The organism is Paenibacillus maysiensis, assembly GCF_000520815.1.
GTDB lineage: Bacteria > Bacillota > Bacilli > Paenibacillales > Paenibacillaceae > Paenibacillus > Paenibacillus maysiensis.
Genome location: NZ_ASRY01000275.1, coordinates 1 through 15,965, shown reverse-complemented (window position 1 = coordinate 15,965; position 15,965 = coordinate 1). Strand labels below are relative to the sequence as shown.

The window sequence follows — 15,965 nt, the reverse complement described above, 5'->3', positions numbered from 1 at the left end:
GGGCTTTATTTTTTAGGAGGCGCAGCTGCGTCCGATCCAGGAAGGAGGAGCGAGTTTGACCCAATTAGAGCATGAAATGCCGCTCATGGAGCATCTGGGGGAGCTACGGCGTAGAATCATTTATGTGCTGATTGTATTTGTTCTGGCACTGGCTGGTGGTTTGTTCGCCGCAGGTCCTGTCTATGACTGGCTTATTCGCTCCGGTTCGGCGCAGGCTTTTCAGCTGAATGCATTTTCCTTCTGGGATGGAATAGGCATCTACATGAAGATCGCCATGTTGATCGGGATTGCGGTGGCGCTGCCATTTGCATGCTATCAGCTGTGGAAGTTTGTTAGCCCCGGCTTGCGACCGCAAGAACGAAATGCTACTTTGCGGTATGTGCCTTATGTGCTGCTGTTGTTCGTGATCGGTGCAGCTTTTGCATATTTTATTATTTTCCCGATGGCGATTCAGTTTACGTCGTCTGTCACCAAAAGCATGGGACTGCATGAAACGTACGGTATCGCTCAATACTTCACCTTTATGTTTAATATTGTGCTGCCTGTTGCTTTGTTGTTTGAATTGCCGCTGCTCATCATGTTCCTGACGGGGATTCGGGTACTTACTCCGATGAGGCTTCGCAAATGGCGGAAAATTTCTTATTTTCTGCTTGTCTTTGTTGCTGTCGTTATAACTCCCCCGGATTTTATCTCTGACTTTCTGGTGGCGATCCCGTTACTGGTGCTGTATGAAGTGAGTGTGTACATGTCAACAGTGGTGTACCGCAGGCAACTGCGTGCAGATGAAGAACGGGAGGCACAACTGCGTGTAGCACCGGAGCGGTAACAGGTAGAACCCGAATTTCCGTGCAAAACGGTATCTTCGGGTTCGGGAGCTACATGGCAACTTGCAGATCATGAAAAGCAGCAGCTTAGCTGTCTTGAAAACAGATCAAAAAAAATAGCAGCATAGCTGCCCTAAAAATAACCATTAGCCTGAGATAACGGTTATTTTTAGGGCAGATGGATATAATCGAGAAGGGCCGTCCATAAAAATTCCCATAAAAAATACATTAGGGACTTGAAATTCAATCTCAAGTTGAGTATCATAAAGTTGGTTGTTAGCACTGACGAGTGTCGAGTGCTAACACATACAACATAACAACCGTATAACGGAATAAAACACTTAATAAGGAGGCTATTTTTTCATGATCAAACCTTTGGGTGAACGCGTATTGGTGGAAGCAATTGAGCAAGAGCAAACGACTTCCTTCGGAATCGTACTTCCTGACTCTGCTAAGGAAAAGCCGCAAGAAGGCAAAATTATCGCGGTTGGCGCAGGCGCATTGAAAGACGGTGCCCGCATTCCTCTGGAAGTAAAAGAAGGCGACCGTGTAATCTTCTCTAAATACGCTGGAACGGAAATCAAATATGAAGGTAAAGAATATTTGATTATGAAAGAAAGCGATATCCACGCGATCATTGGTTAACCGGAATCCGGACAAGACCTGAATATAGGAATCGAACAAATCATTCATAATCCATGGGAGGTTTATCGCAAATGGCAAAAGACATTAAATTTAGTGAAGACGCTCGTCGCTCCATGCTTCGTGGGGTAGATGCATTGGCTAACGCTGTTAAAGTAACACTCGGACCGAAGGGCCGTAACGTTGTACTGGAGAAAAAATTCGGTAGCCCGCTCATCACAAATGACGGTGTAACGATTGCAAAAGAAATCGAATTGGAAGACGCGTTCGAAAACATGGGCGCTCAACTGGTTAAAGAAGTAGCAACCAAAACCAACGATGTAGCTGGTGACGGTACGACAACTGCTACTGTTTTGGCTCAAGCCCTCATCACAGAAGGTTTGAAAAACGTAACTGCTGGTGCAAGCCCGATCGGTATCCGTAAAGGGATCGACAAAGCGGTTAAAGCAGCTGTTGCTGAACTGCAAGCGATCTCCAAACCAATCGAAAGCAAACAATCTATTGCACAAGTAGCCGGTATTTCCGCTGCTGACGATGAAGTAGGCGAACTGATCGCTGAAGCTATGGAAAAAGTGGGCAAAGACGGTGTGATCACGGTTGAAGAATCCCGCGGTTTTGCAACTGAGCTGGAAGTGGTTGAAGGCATGCAGTTTGACCGTGGCTACATTTCCCCGTACATGATTACAGATACGGACAAAATGGAAGCTGTGCTGGACAATCCGTATATCCTGATCACAGACAAAAAAATCACGAACACACAAGAAATTTTGCCTTTGCTTGAGAAAATCGTTCAACAAGGCAAACCGCTCGTGCTGATCGCTGAAGACATCGAAGGCGAAGCGCTGGCTATGCTCGTTGTCAACAAACTGCGTGGTACATTCAACGCTGTAGCTGTTAAAGCTCCTGGCTTTGGGGACCGTCGCAAAGCAATGCTGCAAGATATCGCTGCCCTGACAGGCGGTCAAGTAATTACGGAAGAGCTAGGTCTGGACCTGAAAACTGCTTCTGTAGACCAACTGGGTACAGCACGTCAAGTGCGTATCACGAAGGAAAATACAATTGTGGTTGACGGCGCTGGAAACAAAGCCGACATCGACGCTCGTGTTAGCCAAATCCGTACACAACTGGAAGAAACGACTTCCGAGTTCGATAAAGAGAAACTGCAAGAGCGTCTGGCTAAATTGTCCGGTGGCGTAGCGGTTATCAAAGTTGGTGCGGCTACTGAAACAGAATTGAAAGAACGCAAACTGCGCATCGAAGATGCCCTGAACGCAACCCGTGCTGCGGTTGAAGAAGGTATCGTATCCGGTGGTGGTGTAGCGCTCCTGAACGTATACAGCGCTGTTGCAGCCGTTGAACTGCAAGGCGACGAGCAAACAGGCGTGAATATCGTATTGCGCGCTCTGGAAGCTCCAATCCGTACGATCGCTGCTAACGCGGGTGAAGAAGGCTCCGTAATCGTTGAGCGTCTGAAACGCGAAAAAGTTGGCGTAGGCTTTAACGCAGCTACTGGCGACTGGGTAAACATGATCGACGCTGGTATCGTTGACCCTGCAAAAGTAACTCGTTATGCACTGCAAAACGCTGCTTCCGTAGCAGCTATGTTCCTGACTACCGAAGCGGTTATCGCTGACAAGCCAGAACCAGAAAAGGCTGCAATGCCTGACATGGGCGGCATGGGTGGAATGGGCGGCATGATGTAATAAGGGCTGCGAAGCCTGTAATTCCGCTATTTAAAAGGCTCCCGAGAGGGAGCCTTTCTTCATTAAATCACGAAAAAATCACATTTCTTGCAAAGGGAGATGATCTTTCGTGAAATTGAAGTTTAATATATCTGCAAAGTGAATTCTTATTTTCTCAATTGCATCCTTTTTCATCTTATCTGTGACGTGTGTGTAGATCTTTAGAGTTGTTTCTGGGTCATCATGTCCCACACGCTTCATAATCGTTTTTAGGTCTACTCCAGCCTCTGAGAGCATGCTTATGTGGGTGTGTCTGCAAGCTTAGTGATTTCTTGGCTCAAGCTACAGCCCGTTGTTCCTGCTCAGGTTCAGGCTGCACCTGAGCCTATTTCAGCACCGACAGAAGCAGTTCAAACGCCTGTAACTACGGAGTAAGGTTAAAGCAAATACCCTACCGCTTTTGCTGGTAGGGTATTTTATTTAATAATATTTATATATCATCTTCTGTTGTATCATAAGATTTTTTGAATTTTATTTTTTTCTTTTTTATATATCTTATTATTGCTAAAAAGGACAAGGGAATAGGAACATAGGTTGCATAGATATTTATAAGCTCTTGAGAGATGGGTGTAAAAGACAACACTATAAAAGAAACTACACAAAATAATAAATAGAATAATAATAGGCCTACTAATAAATTTATAAATTGAAATATGTTAACTAAAAGGCCCCTTTTTGTTTAGGTACCAACCAAGAAAAGAAAAAAAAGAGCCGAACAGAGCAGCTAATGAAAATCTTATAATGTAACTTAGCCATACTATATCAGTATACGAACTGATATAAATACCTAAAACTCCTCCAACAGCAGCACCGAAAATTCCAACAATTGTAGTTAGTGATAAACCGTTCATGTTGCAGTTCCTTTCTCGAATAATCAATCTTCAATATATCCAAAGATTACAAATGTTTTTTTATATAGTCTATCAGCCCTGGGATGATTTTTCTATATATATTTACAAAATAGACCAAATGGTACACTTATAACAACATATACAGAAGCACCGTTGTGCAATTCAAAAGCATCGGTGACACCCTACTGGCTAAAGCCGATGGGGTGTTTTTTTTGTTTAATAGGGGAAGGAATACATATACTTAGATGGATAGTGGCGTTGCTGGCTATGGTTTTACTAGGTCCTTTTTAGTAGTTTTTTACCGAGAAGCCGCCTCGAAATGAATTTCAATACATACACTAGAACATGAATATATGGAAGAATAGCTTTCAAAAAAATAAAAAGTTTGTTTTGTAAAAACTAATATTTCCATATTTTTAAAATGTAGAATGGAGGAGATTTTTTGTGCCACGAGCTTCAGTTATACTGCCAGTTTATAATAGTGCGGCTTTTGTTTTGCTAGCAATACACAGTATTTTAGTTCAAAGCTATTCAGATTTTGAATTAATTGTTATTGATGATGGCTCGACAGATGGATCTGCCCTTCTTATTTCACAAATAACAGACCCCAGGGTGATTAAAATCTTCCATAGTACCAATCGAGGGTTGATCGCTACTTTAAACGAAGGATTAAATAAGGCAACTGGTGAATATGTCGTTCGTATGGATAGCGATGATATTTCTACGCCAGATCGACTGGCTGTACAAATATCATTCATGGATCAAAATCCGTTGATTGATGTATGCGGTGCTGCTTTTACTACTTCTAGTGGAGGAGTACTGAAGGTGAATCCGGCCAGTCATGACGAAATTAAAACATGGTTGTTATTTCATTGCTGTATGTGCCATCCTGCTACAATAATACGTAATAGTATGATCCATCGGCTAGGCATTCAATATGATAGTAATTATCCCCACGCCGAAGACTATGAGTTGTGGAACCGATTAGCTTCTCAGGTACAAATGGCGAACCTTCCTATAAACTTGCTGTATTATCGTCAACATAATGGACAAGTGTCCAATCAGCACAAAGCAATACAAGACGCTACCGCCCGGAGAGTCCGACAAAGACAGTTTAGCCAGATGGGCTTGGAATTATCTGATGAAGAGAATCAAATTATGCTGGATATTCTTGAATTTAAAATTAATCCCTACGATTACAATAGTTATGCTAAAGCTTTAGGATTTGCAAACTGGGTGCTGGACCAAAACAGTAAGTATTTAGTTTATAATCAGGAGCTATTAAACATGGCTTTTTCACGGTGCATATCCCATCTTCCATATTAACAAAGGTATCAGCAAGCGATCCGAAAGCATCGGTGACACCCTGCTGGCTCAAGCCGGTGGGGTGTTTTTTTGTTTTTAGAAGGCACAGCAAATCTATTGAAGGTATATTAAAATATTCCAAAAATTGGTACAATTGATTGCGGAAAGACTGTTCCATCATTGGATTACATTTTCAACTCAGATATGCCGTTTCCCTACTATGCTACTTATAAGGGGGGGGATTTTGTCCAATACAACCACGATACTCACAGAACTAGGAAACTTAATGAAAACTGTTTGGGGCTATTCGCACATTTGCGAGCTTACGCTATCCCGGAAACCCAAGCGGAATTTTACAATTTTATTGAAAAGGTGTGGTTAGACAATGTTAAAAAATTTTTACTGCTGATTATTACTGAATGGGGCTCTGTGAAGATCATTTGAGTAATTTCTTTTCATTAAGCATCCTCTTTTCATTTTTTATTAAACACATTAATTTGTATATGCTTAGATAGTTGTCATATCACAAATGGACAATTAAACTTTATGAAATACAACGCCCAATTTCTAAAAGTAGCAAGGGGTTAACCTTCCTGATCTTTTTTGTGTCTTGAGTACAGAACGCATGTTTGTAAATAATTTAGTACTCTACAATTTCTCAGCTGGTCGCCGCCGACTACCTACCATGAAAAAACTGGAGATAAAAACCGGAAGGCGCACAGAGGACATTAAAGCCGGGTTGCTTGCTCTGGAGAAGGATAACTAATTGTATGGATTAACAATTGATATACAATTGTAGAGTGGTTGCCGCAAGGGCTGATATGGGGCAATTAGTTCGGATATTTGAGAGTTACAAAGGAGCACGTAAAAAATCACAATTCCGGCGAATGAGGGCGGATAATCACGAGTTCAATTACTTGTGGGAGGCCTTTTCTACTCTTCGAAAATGCTTTTTAATCGTACTTTCAAATACAGAGCACACCAAAAGCAGTAATGAAATGCCTCCACAATAATATGAACCGTCCCCGACCAGCCCAATGAGGATAATGCCTTGGAACACAGCGTACCCATGATAAGAATGGCTTCAAAAACTAAAATGTCCACCAACAGCACAATGACTGTACGGGATTTGGCTCGTTGGAAGAGTTGCAGGGTTTTGAAATTCCAGCCTGTTGCGATCAGTTCCAGCGTTATGATTCCCAGGGACATGCCGGTATACCCGAACTCGGGAATGGCAACTATGGAGTAAAGAATGATGAAATTGGCAAGAACACCTGCGCAGAGGCCGATAAAGGGAGTTTTCTTTCGATTTTGTGCCCATAAGACGCTGGTTGTGATTTCCCGCAATCCGACGAGTAATGGTAACATAGCCAACGATTTAATGGGGATTTCGGCATTTTGTATACCAAAAACAAATAGAGAGATTTCTGGGGCATATTCAAAAATGAAAAAACCTGAGGCTAATCCCCAGACCCATGCTACCTGAATGGCGGTATGGCTTTTTTTGTAGAAAGCGTTATATTTCTTATTTTGCCAATCCGAAGTTATTTTCATAGTGAGCGTATGTGTTAATGCACCTGTAATCAAAGTAGGCATATAAGCAACGACAAGGGCGATGCTAGTGACAATACCGAACATCTCCGCTGCTTCTTTGGAAGAAACTCCGGCAACCTGTAATCGTTGGGGTATGATGATCGCATCCATAAAATCAGACGAAGGGATGAGCAAGCGTGTAAACGCAATAGCAAAGGAAGCTTGTACCACTAAAGGTAAATCAGCTCGACTTGATGGAGGAGATAAAGCTACAGAGGGACGGTTATACATAAAAAAAGTAATAAGCACAGCAAAGGATAACAATGCACCTGTGAAGGTTCCCAGTACCGCTCCGCCTACAGCAAACTCGATGCCCGATTGGATAAATAACGGCACCAGCAACATTAAAGTACCGATCCTGGCGGTTTGCTCTATGATTTCCGAAAGGGCAATCGCGGTGTATCTTTCAAGCCCTTGCAAATATCCGCGCAGCAGACTTAACAAGGGAACGGCCAGCATAGCCGGGGAGAGGCATCGAATCACAAAATCGAGCTGTGGATAGCCGAGCAAATTAGCGATCGGTGTTGAGAACCAAAAGGTTAATATACTACATACCAATCCCGTGAGGATCATGAACACTGAAAAAATTTTGAACAACCGCCAGCCTCTTGCCGTATGCTTGGCTGTAAACATACCCAATGCTGTCGGCAATCCCCCGGAAATAATCATCAAAATTAAGCTATAGAAGGAGTAGGCTAGCTGGTAGAGTCCCATTCCTTCAGCTCCAACAAGCCGTGTCATGAATACTTTTCCGACCAAGCCTATGGCTTTCACGACGATCATCGCATTAGCTCTTACCATGGTTTGTTTTAATATAAGAGGTAATTTCAAATTTTTTTCACCCCATTGGAAGCTGTCCACTTTATTCCTATGACAGCAACCTACGGGATATGAACAAGTGTAACGGTTTCAAGATGCTTAATCTTGTATATGAATCAACAAATACTTGGTGCTTCTATCCCACCCCAAGTCAAAGGGCACCCTGAAACGGTCTGCGGTATGGGAGTTAACTAAAGGATAGCCACCTTGATCAAATCCGACAACAACGGAGAAGTGGTCTACATCGCCTTTTAATACGTAAGCAATCAAATCACCTGGCAGCAACTGTGGTCTGTTAAGGTGCTGCTGCCGATCATTCACCGAGTGCGCAATATCGGAGAAGCTTCCTTGTCCTATAATTCTTCCATAGCCGGAGCGTATCAGAAAATTTTTAAAAGCGTCCGTTTGAACCCAGGCTTGGCTTCCACCGTTGCCATACAAGTAATGCCACCCAGATTTCATAGGCAGCCCTCCGCCTTCCTCCTTGTCCCCGATAACTTGGGAGGAGAAGTTGGTACAGTCGCCTCCTTTGGAGTTATAATCCAGATATTTTTGATTATATCGCTGACGATTTCCTGCTCCCCATGTTATTCCTGCATACTTGTTAGCATATTCAACGGCGCGGGCTCTGTTGTACTTATGGATAACTTTCTCTGATGGCACCGGATCTTTATGAGGAATAAAGCTTAAATCGGACTTTTCAATCTTTGCTGAATTTTCTTCCAGAGGATCTGAATACCATTCACGTTCTACATACCAACGGCTATCTTTTTTTCTCAGTGTAATGCCATGACGTGTTCCAATTCCAAAATCATGCTGACCGGGATAGCTGTCGATATACTCATAACTCAGTTTCAAGGACTGAACAAGTGACACCTTTGCCGTATCGCCCACCACTTCGGCACGGGCTATCCGAATGGAGCTTTCTGCATTCACGAATTTCATTTTTCGATGCTTGGCCCATTCCTGAATATATTCCGCTCTGTTCATTTCATGAAGGTACGCGTAGTTGCTTCGTTTATCCTGCAATAAATAATGGTCCTCGATATGCGTTTTATCCTGATCCATCAATAACCGGGTACGGTCATCAAACAGCTCTTGAAGAAATGGGATAACCTCATCTTGTTTAGCTGGCTCGGCTTCTGCACGAACTAAAGAGAAGCTGTAAGCGGGTATCCATATTAAGATTATGCACAGCAGTTGCAATTTTGCGATCCTAAGCACATTTATTCATTCTCCTTGAAAGTGGTTGAAATGACCATTTATTCTTCTCCCTAATTAGTAGCTTTTGCTTTCAGACTCTTCACTTATTCACCTCAATAAGTCTTTCGAGCTTCTTACGATTGGCAAGCAGTTCGGATACGGTGACGAAGGTAAAGCCTCTTTTTTTCAGCTCAGGTAAAATGATTTTCAGGGCTTCAACGGTTTGTGTACTGTTATGTACATAATCGTGCATGAGGACGATGTCGCCGTTGCGGGCATTGCGAAGCACCTTGTTAACGATCCGGTGTACGCCGGGTCTTCGCCAATCCAGGGTGTCCTGCTGCCAGGACCATAAAATCATTTTCTGTCCTTTTTCTTTAGATAGCTTCACGAGCGTGTCGGTGTAAGAACCGCCGGGCGGACGAAAAAGATGGGTTCCCAAACCGGTAGCTTGAACGATGCTTGCTTGGCCTTGGTCCATCTCGGAAAGGGCTTTGTTACGGGAAATATGCTGAAAGGATGGATGATGAAAGGTATGGTTGCCGACATCATGTCCTTCTCTTCGTTCCCGCTTCACAATGTCAGGGAGTTTTTCTACACGGCTGCCGACGACAAAGAAGGTCGCTTTGGCGTCATATTGCTTGAGCAAATCCAGAATGGCGGGCGTTTTGCTTTCATCCGGTCCGTCGTCGAATGTGAGGGCAATCACCTTGCGATGGGTAGGAACCTCCCATACAATGTCCCCTCGTTCTTCATAGTAGGCTCTTCCCTTTGTAGGAGCAGGGGAGGCGTATGATGCGGCCTGTGCAGTATTTGTATAGGGTGCGGGGCATAGGCTGGCACAGAACAAGGAAACAGCGATACTTGCAGACAGTAATCGGTTATATTTCATCAGGCTTCTTCTCCGTTCTGACGTTTTCTCACATTAGCTTGCCAAGAAGGAGCGTATACCATTCCTCGTTCCCGAAAATTACCTCCTTCAAATTCACTCCTATTCCTGTCCAACACAGCTTCCAGCGTAGCTCTGACACTGAAATGATGCTTCGAAAGAGTGGTAGCTTGCTTGTTGATTACTGCCCATAACCATGTTAAATTGTACATATCCATCCTTGTTTCAATGAGCAGTTGAGGTAGATCTTTGTCTGATTCGTGAAAGTCTTAATCTGGCTGAAAATGAATGAGGTTGACGGGACAAGCCGCAGAAGCTTATCAGAGATCATCATATAAGCGACTCGTTCCTCAGCTTCGAACAGGAGATGAGACGGGATGAAAACAAAGGAAGAAGAGCTGCGAGCCATTAGCGAAACCTTAGAGGCGGGCGAACACATCCGGTCATGCATTTGGTGTACGCACGATGTGCCACAAAGCCTACAGGACACGACATGTTGCGGAATATTGGCGGTGACATCCAAACGACTGATTTTTTATTCTTCCACTTTTGGCATTCCATGGCTTAAGTTTATCAATTATCACCATATTTCATCGACCAGGCTGGAAAAGAATGTGCTGGATCGGGGTTCCAGTGAACATATTATTTTGATGAACCGAAATGCACGTGAAGTATTTAAGTACCTGCCGGAAGCAGATGCGTTGGAGCATTTTCTAGCTGCCCTGAGTCAAGAATCGGGTATAGATGTAAATAATCATGCATTTCATATGTAATCCTTCGTTTATATAATGTAAAATAAATACGTAAAACCTCCACCTTCGTAATATGCCGATAGTCGGCTGTTCACGAATTTGGAGGTTTTTTGGTTTTGGGACGGGATGGATCGAACGTTAGCTCAGCAGTGTTACTACCAGCAGATTGTACAGCACCAGCGGCAGAACGACGTTTCTGTAGGCATAGGAACGATGGGGAGCGTGGGTGCCTGGAGCAGGAGCGTGGTGCGGCTGAGGAACGCTCAAATACAGGTGATCCGCATCGATGTGGACAATCCTTCCTTCATACACATGATGATCCATCGTTTGAGCCTGCCATTGTGCAGGTACCCAGGTGTGACAGGTTTTACAAAGGCATGAAACATTAACATTCTGCTCCAGCCCGCTTGATGTTCCCTTTACATGGAAACGATACACTTATTGAGGTTGGTTTGAAAAGAAAGGGGCGCTCCGTTTTGGGTGAGCTTAACAAATCTTTGGGACTCGGGACGAGGAGCCAGCAACAGGCTTCGTCTAAAGCCCGCATACGTACGGGTTCGCTAAAAATTCAGAGACTGCGTGAAAACGCGCTGGCGTATACGTTTTTGGCTCCATCGCTTATTTTGTTTGCTTTATTTATGTTTTACCCGATGATCAAGTCGGTTTATCTCAGCTTGCACTCCACAGATCCCGCAGGAAATGTTGCAGCTTATGTTGGGTTAGACAACTTTGCTACACTTTTCAGCTCGGGTCAATTCCTGCAAGGAATCAAGGTTACGCTCCTGTTTGCACTGCTGACGGTGCCTGTAGGCATTTTACTGGCGCTGGTGCTGGCAGCACTCACACATAGCAAGCTGCGGGGGATGCGCATCTTCCAGTTCGCTTTTTCGCTGCCGATGGTGTTGTCGGTCGGTTCATCTGCGGTCATTTGGAAATTTCTTTTCCATCCAACATTGGGGATGTTCAACTATGTGCTTTCCCTGTTACATATTAATCCGGTTCCGTGGCTGACCAGCCCGGATTGGGCGTTGTTCTCTGTAGCGATCATGACCATCTGGATGAATCTCGGCTTTAATTACATTATTTTATCAAGCGGACTTCAAGGGATTCCAGATGATATGTATGAGAGTGCCAAAATGGACGGTGCAGGCCCGCTGGTAACATTCTGGCGTATTTCCATGCCGCTGCTGTCGCCAACGATCTTCTTTGTAACCGTAGTATCCATTATTGGAGCTTTCCAGTCCTTTGCTCAAATTAACATTTTGACCAAGGGCGGTCCGGTGAACAGCACGAATGTGTTCGTGTATTCCATTTATCAGGAAGCCTTCGTTAATTTCCGATTCGGAACGGGCAGCGCACAGGCGATTGTACTGTTTGTCGTCATCCTGCTGCTCACCATGATCCAGTTCAAATGGGTGGAAAGAAAGGTGCATTACCAATGAAACGACATCTTAATTCAACGCTGCTGTATGTGCTGCTTACGATTGCGGCTGCTTTGATTTTATATCCGGTCATTTATACGTTTTTTATGGCTGTCATGTCGCCGGAGGAAGCGAGTGCCTATCCACCAAGCTTTTTCCCGCATTCCTTTCATATGGCCAATTTTACCGAGGTGTTTGAAATCGTTCCGATTGCTGCATTCATTGGTAACACCTTTCTCATTTCGGGCCTGACGATGATCGGTCAGTTGATTACAGCCAGCTTGGCGGCATATGCCTTTGCCAAAATGGAATTCAAGGGGAAGAACTTCATATTCAGCATGTTTGTCGCTACCATGATGATCCCGTGGGAAGTGACCATTATTCCGAACTATCTGACCGTACGTAGCTGGAATTGGCTGGATACCTATCAAGGGCTGACGGTTCCGTTTCTGGCGACGGCATTCGGAACGTTCCTGCTGCGGCAATTTTTTCTCCAGCTTCCCAAGGAATTGTTCGAGGCGGCTCGTATGGACGGGTGCGGACATGTCCGTTACTTCTTGTTCCATGTGCTTCCGCTATCGCGCCCGGCGCTCGGAACATTGGCTGTGTATTCGTTCCTAAATATGTACAATTCGTACCTGTGGCCGTTGTTGATCACGAACAGCGAGAATATGCGTACGGTACAGATCGGAATTTCCATGCTCGAATTTCAGGAATCTACCTCATGGAATCTTGTATTCGCGGGTACGGCCCTTGTCATTTTACCGTCTCTGCTTCTGCTGATCTTTGGTCTGAAGCAGTTAGTACGCGGGATGGCAGCGGGTGCGCTTAAAGGCTAAACAAGCCCACAAGTACAGTAACACCTGCGCAAGCAGCCTAAATACAGAGCATTATCACCAAAGAATATTGCAAGAAAATCTGTATGCGAGAATCATTTAATCAAAGGGAGAGAAGAGAGATTATGAGATTTTTTCGTCTGAAAAGTGCTTTGACCTTGCTTATCCTCACTGCAATCGTTGTTGCAGCAGGCTGTAGCAATAAAACGGCGGCTGAGAAGCCAGGCAACGGTAGTGATGCGGGAGCAGCAGTAGGTTCTCCGGTGAAGCTGACTTGGTGGCATTCCATGTCCGGTAACGGTGAAAAAGCGATCAAGCAAATCGCCGCTGACTTTAACGCCAGCCACAAGGACATTCAGGTAGAGCCGGTATACCAGGGCAAATATGATGACAGCTTGAACAAGCTAAAAGCATCGCTGGGCTCCGATAGCGGCCCGGACATCATTCAGGTGTATGAAATCGGCAGTAAATTCATGATTGACTCCAAGATGATTACTCCTGTACAACAATTTATTGATGCAGACAAGTTCGATCTATCGCAGCTTGAGCCGAATATTACACGGTATTACACCATTGACGGTAAGCTAAATGCAATGCCATTTAATACGTCGAATCCGATCTTGTACTATAACAAGGATGCTTTTAAAGCGGCGGGACTTGACCCGGCTAATCCTCCGAAAACATATGATGAATTTGAAAAGGCTGCCAAAGCCTTGAGCAAGGACGGAAAATCCGGTGCATCCATCGCCATCTACGGCTGGTTTATGGAGCAGTTGTTTGCCAATCAGAATGCGGATTATGTGAATAATGGCAACGGACGCAATCAGGCGGCAACGGAATCGCTGCTGAATTCGGATGCAGGTGTGAAAACCCTGACTTGGTGGAAGAAAATGATCGACGAAAAGGTTGTATCCAACCTGGGACGTAACTCCGATGATACTGCCAAAGCTTTTTCTGCAGGACAAATTGCCATGACACTGGATTCCACCGCTTCGCTGCGTAATATTGTGGAGCAGGTTGGCGATAAATTCGAGGTAGGTACTGGCTTTCTGCCAAGAGCGAATGAAGCTAAAGAAGGCGGCGTGGTTGTAGGTGGTGCGAGCTTGTACATCATGAACAACAAGCCTGAAGCCCAGCAAAAGGCAGCGTGGGAATTCATTAAATTCGTTACTTCCCCGGCTGTACAGGCACAATGGAGCGTGAACACGGGATACTTCCCGATCACCAAAGCGGCTTATGACGAGAAGGTACTCAAGGACAACATGGTGAAATACCCGCAATTCCAAACCGCTGTTGACCAATTGCATGCATCGGCGCAATCCACCGCAACACAAGGCGCAGTCATGGGCGTATTCCCGGAAGCGCGTCAAATCGTGGAGGGTGCAATCGAGGCCGTCCTGAGCGGACAGCAACAACCAAAACAGGCATTGGATCAAGCCGCACAGGAGATTACAGGCAAAATTGCGCAATACAATCAAACAGTAAAAAAATAATCGCCTTCCCTTAAAAGCGGCTGATAAACTGTAATGCGCGCCCCCTTTTTCAGCCGGTTTTATAAAATAACGGACCGAATAAGTGACCCCCTCACTTGTTCGGTCTGTTTTTTTGTATGTCCGCATTCTCCTGTTTTTAGAACGTTCGTTTAGACGAACTGTCTAAAATTGTTTATTTTGTACATTTCCTATTGCTGGATACCTAAAAGCGGGCTTATAATAAACGTATAATTTTTGTACTGGACGGTCAGTTCAAAAAAAGGAGGAAGCATGAAAAACCAGACGAAGGAAATTATTTTCAACGGTGCGCTCAAGGCCTTTTCCGAACGTGGCTTCAATGAAACCAATATGGAGGAAATCGCCAAGGTATGCGGCATTGCTAAAGGTACTCTTTATTACAACTTCAAAAATAAACAAGAGCTGTACATTTATATTTTGAAGATGGGGATGGAACGTTTTGTTCAGGATATCCATGAAGCCATGGCTCCGGTTCCAAAGGATCAGGTAGAAACGAGGATTCACAAGCTGATTCAAGTACACATTGAGTTTATCGGAAGAGAGCCGGATTTTTGCCGTTTGCTGGTTAGCAAAGGTTGGGTTTCGCAGGAGCAGCATTTTAATATCAGGCAGGTCTTGGCTGACTATTTTGATTTTATAGAAGCGGAGATCGATTCCGGTAAGTTTTACGGGAAAATTTCGAGTAAGCTGGATGCGAAAACGACGGCAAATTGCTTATTTGGTATTTACATTTTTGCACCGATGCGGTCAATGGTTTGGGGCGAAACGATGAACCTTCAGGAAGTCCGGGAGAGTATTGAAATTTTTGTTTGTAATGCGCTGGGTATACATCATTAAAAGAAAGATGGAGTGTGAGAACATGAAAGCTAAAAAATATACGATTTACGCCGTACTTATTGTTTTAATCGCCATAGGGATTTATGCTTTGACTGCTTTTCAACGGGGTGGTAGTAGCTTGTCTGCGGATCAGTCCTCTTCCATTCCGACGGCTTATGTAGAATCGGATACGCTCAATGCCAGCTTTAAGATGGCGGGACGTATTGATCAGATGCTCGTGAATGAGGGCGACAAGGTGAAAAAAGGGCAGGTGTTAGCCCATCTGGAAAGCCGTGAGCTGGAAGACAAGGTGAAACAGGCACAGGCGGCATTGCTGGCAGCCAAGAGTAATGTGTCCAAAGCGAAGGCTGGCGTATTGCAGGCTCAAGCTGGAGTAGGGCAGGCACAGGCTACCGTGAGTGCAGCTCAGGCCAAAAAGAGCCAAGGTACCACAGCAGTCGGCGTGACTGCACAGGCTTCATCCAGCCAGATCGAACAGGCACAAGCGGCTGCGGCTGCGGCCAAGGCGAAGCTGGATGCCCTCAAGAGCGGCGCAAGACCGCAAGAGCTGGAGCAAGCACAAGTGAGTGTGAAGGCTGCCAAGGAAATGCTGGATCTGACCGCTAAAAATCTGGAGCGCGCCAAAAAGCTTCAAGAAGCCGGGGCAGCAACCCAAGCCTCACTGGATCAAGCGACGCTGGACCATCAACAGGCGGAAGCCAAGTACAATTCAGCATCTCAGCAACTAAATATGGTACGCG

At 44.7% G+C, this 15,965-nt stretch carries 15 protein-coding genes and 1 pseudogene; 11 read left to right on the top strand and 5 right to left on the bottom strand.

Annotated elements, in window-relative coordinates; translation table 11 throughout:
* Positions 1-55 precede the first annotated feature (55 nt).
* From tatC to groL, 3 genes are all read left to right on the top strand, one after another.
* On the top strand, positions 56-826 hold the full coding sequence (gene tatC, locus L696_RS0120125; protein WP_025685234.1) for a twin-arginine translocase subunit TatC: 771 nt from the start codon (positions 56-58) through the stop codon (positions 824-826).
* A 361-nt stretch (positions 827-1,187) separates the two neighbouring features.
* Positions 1,188-1,469, top strand: a complete 282-nt coding sequence (gene groES, locus L696_RS0120120; RefSeq protein ID WP_025685233.1) for a co-chaperone GroES — start codon at positions 1,188-1,190, stop codon at positions 1,467-1,469.
* Positions 1,470-1,540: 71 nt separating this feature from the next.
* Positions 1,541-3,169, top strand: a complete 1,629-nt coding sequence (gene groL / locus L696_RS0120115; RefSeq protein ID WP_025685232.1) for a chaperonin GroEL — start codon at positions 1,541-1,543, stop codon at positions 3,167-3,169.
* A gap of 78 nt (positions 3,170-3,247) precedes the next feature.
* On the opposite strand, the pseudogene L696_RS0120110 reads toward groL, so the two are convergent.
* Positions 3,248-3,463 (bottom strand): annotated as a pseudogene (locus tag L696_RS0120110) (tyrosine-type recombinase/integrase); the annotation flags it as partial.
* On the opposite strand from L696_RS0120110, the gene L696_RS32385 reads away from it, so the two are divergent.
* Entirely contained in the window at positions 3,458-3,583 is a 126-nt protein-coding gene (locus L696_RS32385) for a hypothetical protein (protein WP_280740286.1), read from the top strand. The pseudogene L696_RS0120110 and the gene L696_RS32385 overlap by 6 nt on opposite strands.
* 920 nt (positions 3,584-4,503) lie before the next feature.
* Entirely contained in the window at positions 4,504-5,385 is an 882-nt protein-coding gene (locus L696_RS0120105; protein ID WP_025685230.1) for a glycosyltransferase family 2 protein, read from the top strand.
* A 912-nt stretch (positions 5,386-6,297) separates the two neighbouring features.
* On the opposite strand, the gene L696_RS0120095 is transcribed toward L696_RS0120105, so the two are convergent.
* The 3 genes from L696_RS0120095 to L696_RS0120085 all read right to left on the bottom strand — a co-directional run bounded on the left by L696_RS0120095 (position 6,298) and on the right by L696_RS0120085 (position 9,871).
* Entirely contained in the window at positions 6,298-7,758 is a 1,461-nt protein-coding gene (locus L696_RS0120095) for an oligosaccharide flippase family protein (RefSeq protein WP_081750767.1), read from the bottom strand.
* Positions 7,759-7,875: 117 nt separating this feature from the next.
* Complete coding sequence (locus tag L696_RS0120090) at positions 7,876-9,000, bottom strand: amidase domain-containing protein (protein WP_025685228.1); 1,125 nt, start codon at positions 8,998-9,000, stop codon at positions 7,876-7,878.
* 79 nt (positions 9,001-9,079) lie between these two features.
* Positions 9,080-9,871: a polysaccharide deacetylase family protein gene (locus tag L696_RS0120085; RefSeq protein ID WP_025685227.1), complete on the bottom strand. Its 792-nt coding sequence runs from the start codon at positions 9,869-9,871 to the stop codon at positions 9,080-9,082.
* Positions 9,872-10,245: 374 nt separating this feature from the next.
* On the opposite strand from L696_RS0120085, the gene L696_RS0120075 reads away from it, so the two are divergent.
* Entirely contained in the window at positions 10,246-10,641 is a 396-nt protein-coding gene (locus L696_RS0120075; RefSeq protein WP_025685225.1) for a hypothetical protein, read from the top strand.
* A gap of 117 nt (positions 10,642-10,758) precedes the next feature.
* Here L696_RS0120075 and L696_RS0120070 read toward each other — a convergent pair whose 3' ends face one another.
* The gene (locus L696_RS0120070; RefSeq protein ID WP_025685224.1) at positions 10,759-10,944 is read right to left on the bottom strand and encodes a hypothetical protein; all 186 of its coding nucleotides are present in this window, start codon (positions 10,942-10,944) and stop codon (positions 10,759-10,761) included.
* A gap of 152 nt (positions 10,945-11,096) precedes the next feature.
* Here L696_RS0120070 and L696_RS0120065 point away from each other — a divergent pair, with 152 nt between their 5' ends.
* The 5 genes from L696_RS0120065 to L696_RS0120045 all read left to right on the top strand — a co-directional run.
* On the top strand, positions 11,097-12,062 hold the full coding sequence (locus L696_RS0120065) for a carbohydrate ABC transporter permease (protein ID WP_025685223.1): 966 nt from the start codon (positions 11,097-11,099) through the stop codon (positions 12,060-12,062).
* Positions 12,059-12,880, top strand: a complete 822-nt coding sequence (locus tag L696_RS0120060; protein WP_025685222.1) for a carbohydrate ABC transporter permease — start codon at positions 12,059-12,061, stop codon at positions 12,878-12,880. The genes L696_RS0120065 and L696_RS0120060 overlap by 4 nt, the downstream gene beginning before the upstream one ends.
* A 122-nt stretch (positions 12,881-13,002) precedes the next feature.
* A complete protein-coding gene (locus L696_RS0120055; protein ID WP_025685221.1) occupies positions 13,003-14,370 on the top strand; it encodes an ABC transporter substrate-binding protein in 1,368 nt (455 codons plus the stop codon).
* 270 nt (positions 14,371-14,640) lie between these two features.
* The gene (locus tag L696_RS0120050; protein ID WP_025685220.1) at positions 14,641-15,225 is read left to right on the top strand and encodes a TetR/AcrR family transcriptional regulator; all 585 of its coding nucleotides are present in this window, start codon (positions 14,641-14,643) and stop codon (positions 15,223-15,225) included.
* Between the two features lie 22 nt (positions 15,226-15,247).
* Positions 15,248-15,965, top strand: a 718-nt coding sequence (locus L696_RS0120045; RefSeq protein WP_025685219.1) for an HlyD family secretion protein, incomplete at its 3' end; no start/stop codon positions are given.

What these genes read in the sequence shown, in the direction of transcription:
- groES (WP_025685233.1), top strand. Translation starts at nt 1,188, where the DNA reads ATGATCAAACCTTTGGGTGAACGCGTATTGGTGGAAGCAATTGAGCAA.
- groL (WP_025685232.1), top strand. Translation starts at nt 1,541, where the DNA reads ATGGCAAAAGACATTAAATTTAGTGAAGACGCTCGTCGCTCCATGCTT.
- L696_RS0120095 (WP_081750767.1), bottom strand. Translation starts at nt 7,758, where the DNA reads ATGGTAAGAGCTAATGCGATGATCGTCGTGAAAGCCATAGGCTTGGTC.
- L696_RS0120085 (WP_025685227.1), bottom strand. Translation starts at nt 9,871, where the DNA reads ATGAAATATAACCGATTACTGTCTGCAAGTATCGCTGTTTCCTTGTTC.
- L696_RS0120075 (WP_025685225.1), top strand. Translation starts at nt 10,246, where the DNA reads ATGAAAACAAAGGAAGAAGAGCTGCGAGCCATTAGCGAAACCTTAGAG.
- L696_RS0120070 (WP_025685224.1), bottom strand. Translation starts at nt 10,944, where the DNA reads ATGGATCATCATGTGTATGAAGGAAGGATTGTCCACATCGATGCGGAT.
- L696_RS0120060 (WP_025685222.1), top strand. Translation starts at nt 12,059, where the DNA reads ATGAAACGACATCTTAATTCAACGCTGCTGTATGTGCTGCTTACGATT.
- L696_RS0120055 (WP_025685221.1), top strand. Translation starts at nt 13,003, where the DNA reads ATGAGATTTTTTCGTCTGAAAAGTGCTTTGACCTTGCTTATCCTCACT.
- L696_RS0120050 (WP_025685220.1), top strand. Translation starts at nt 14,641, where the DNA reads ATGAAAAACCAGACGAAGGAAATTATTTTCAACGGTGCGCTCAAGGCC.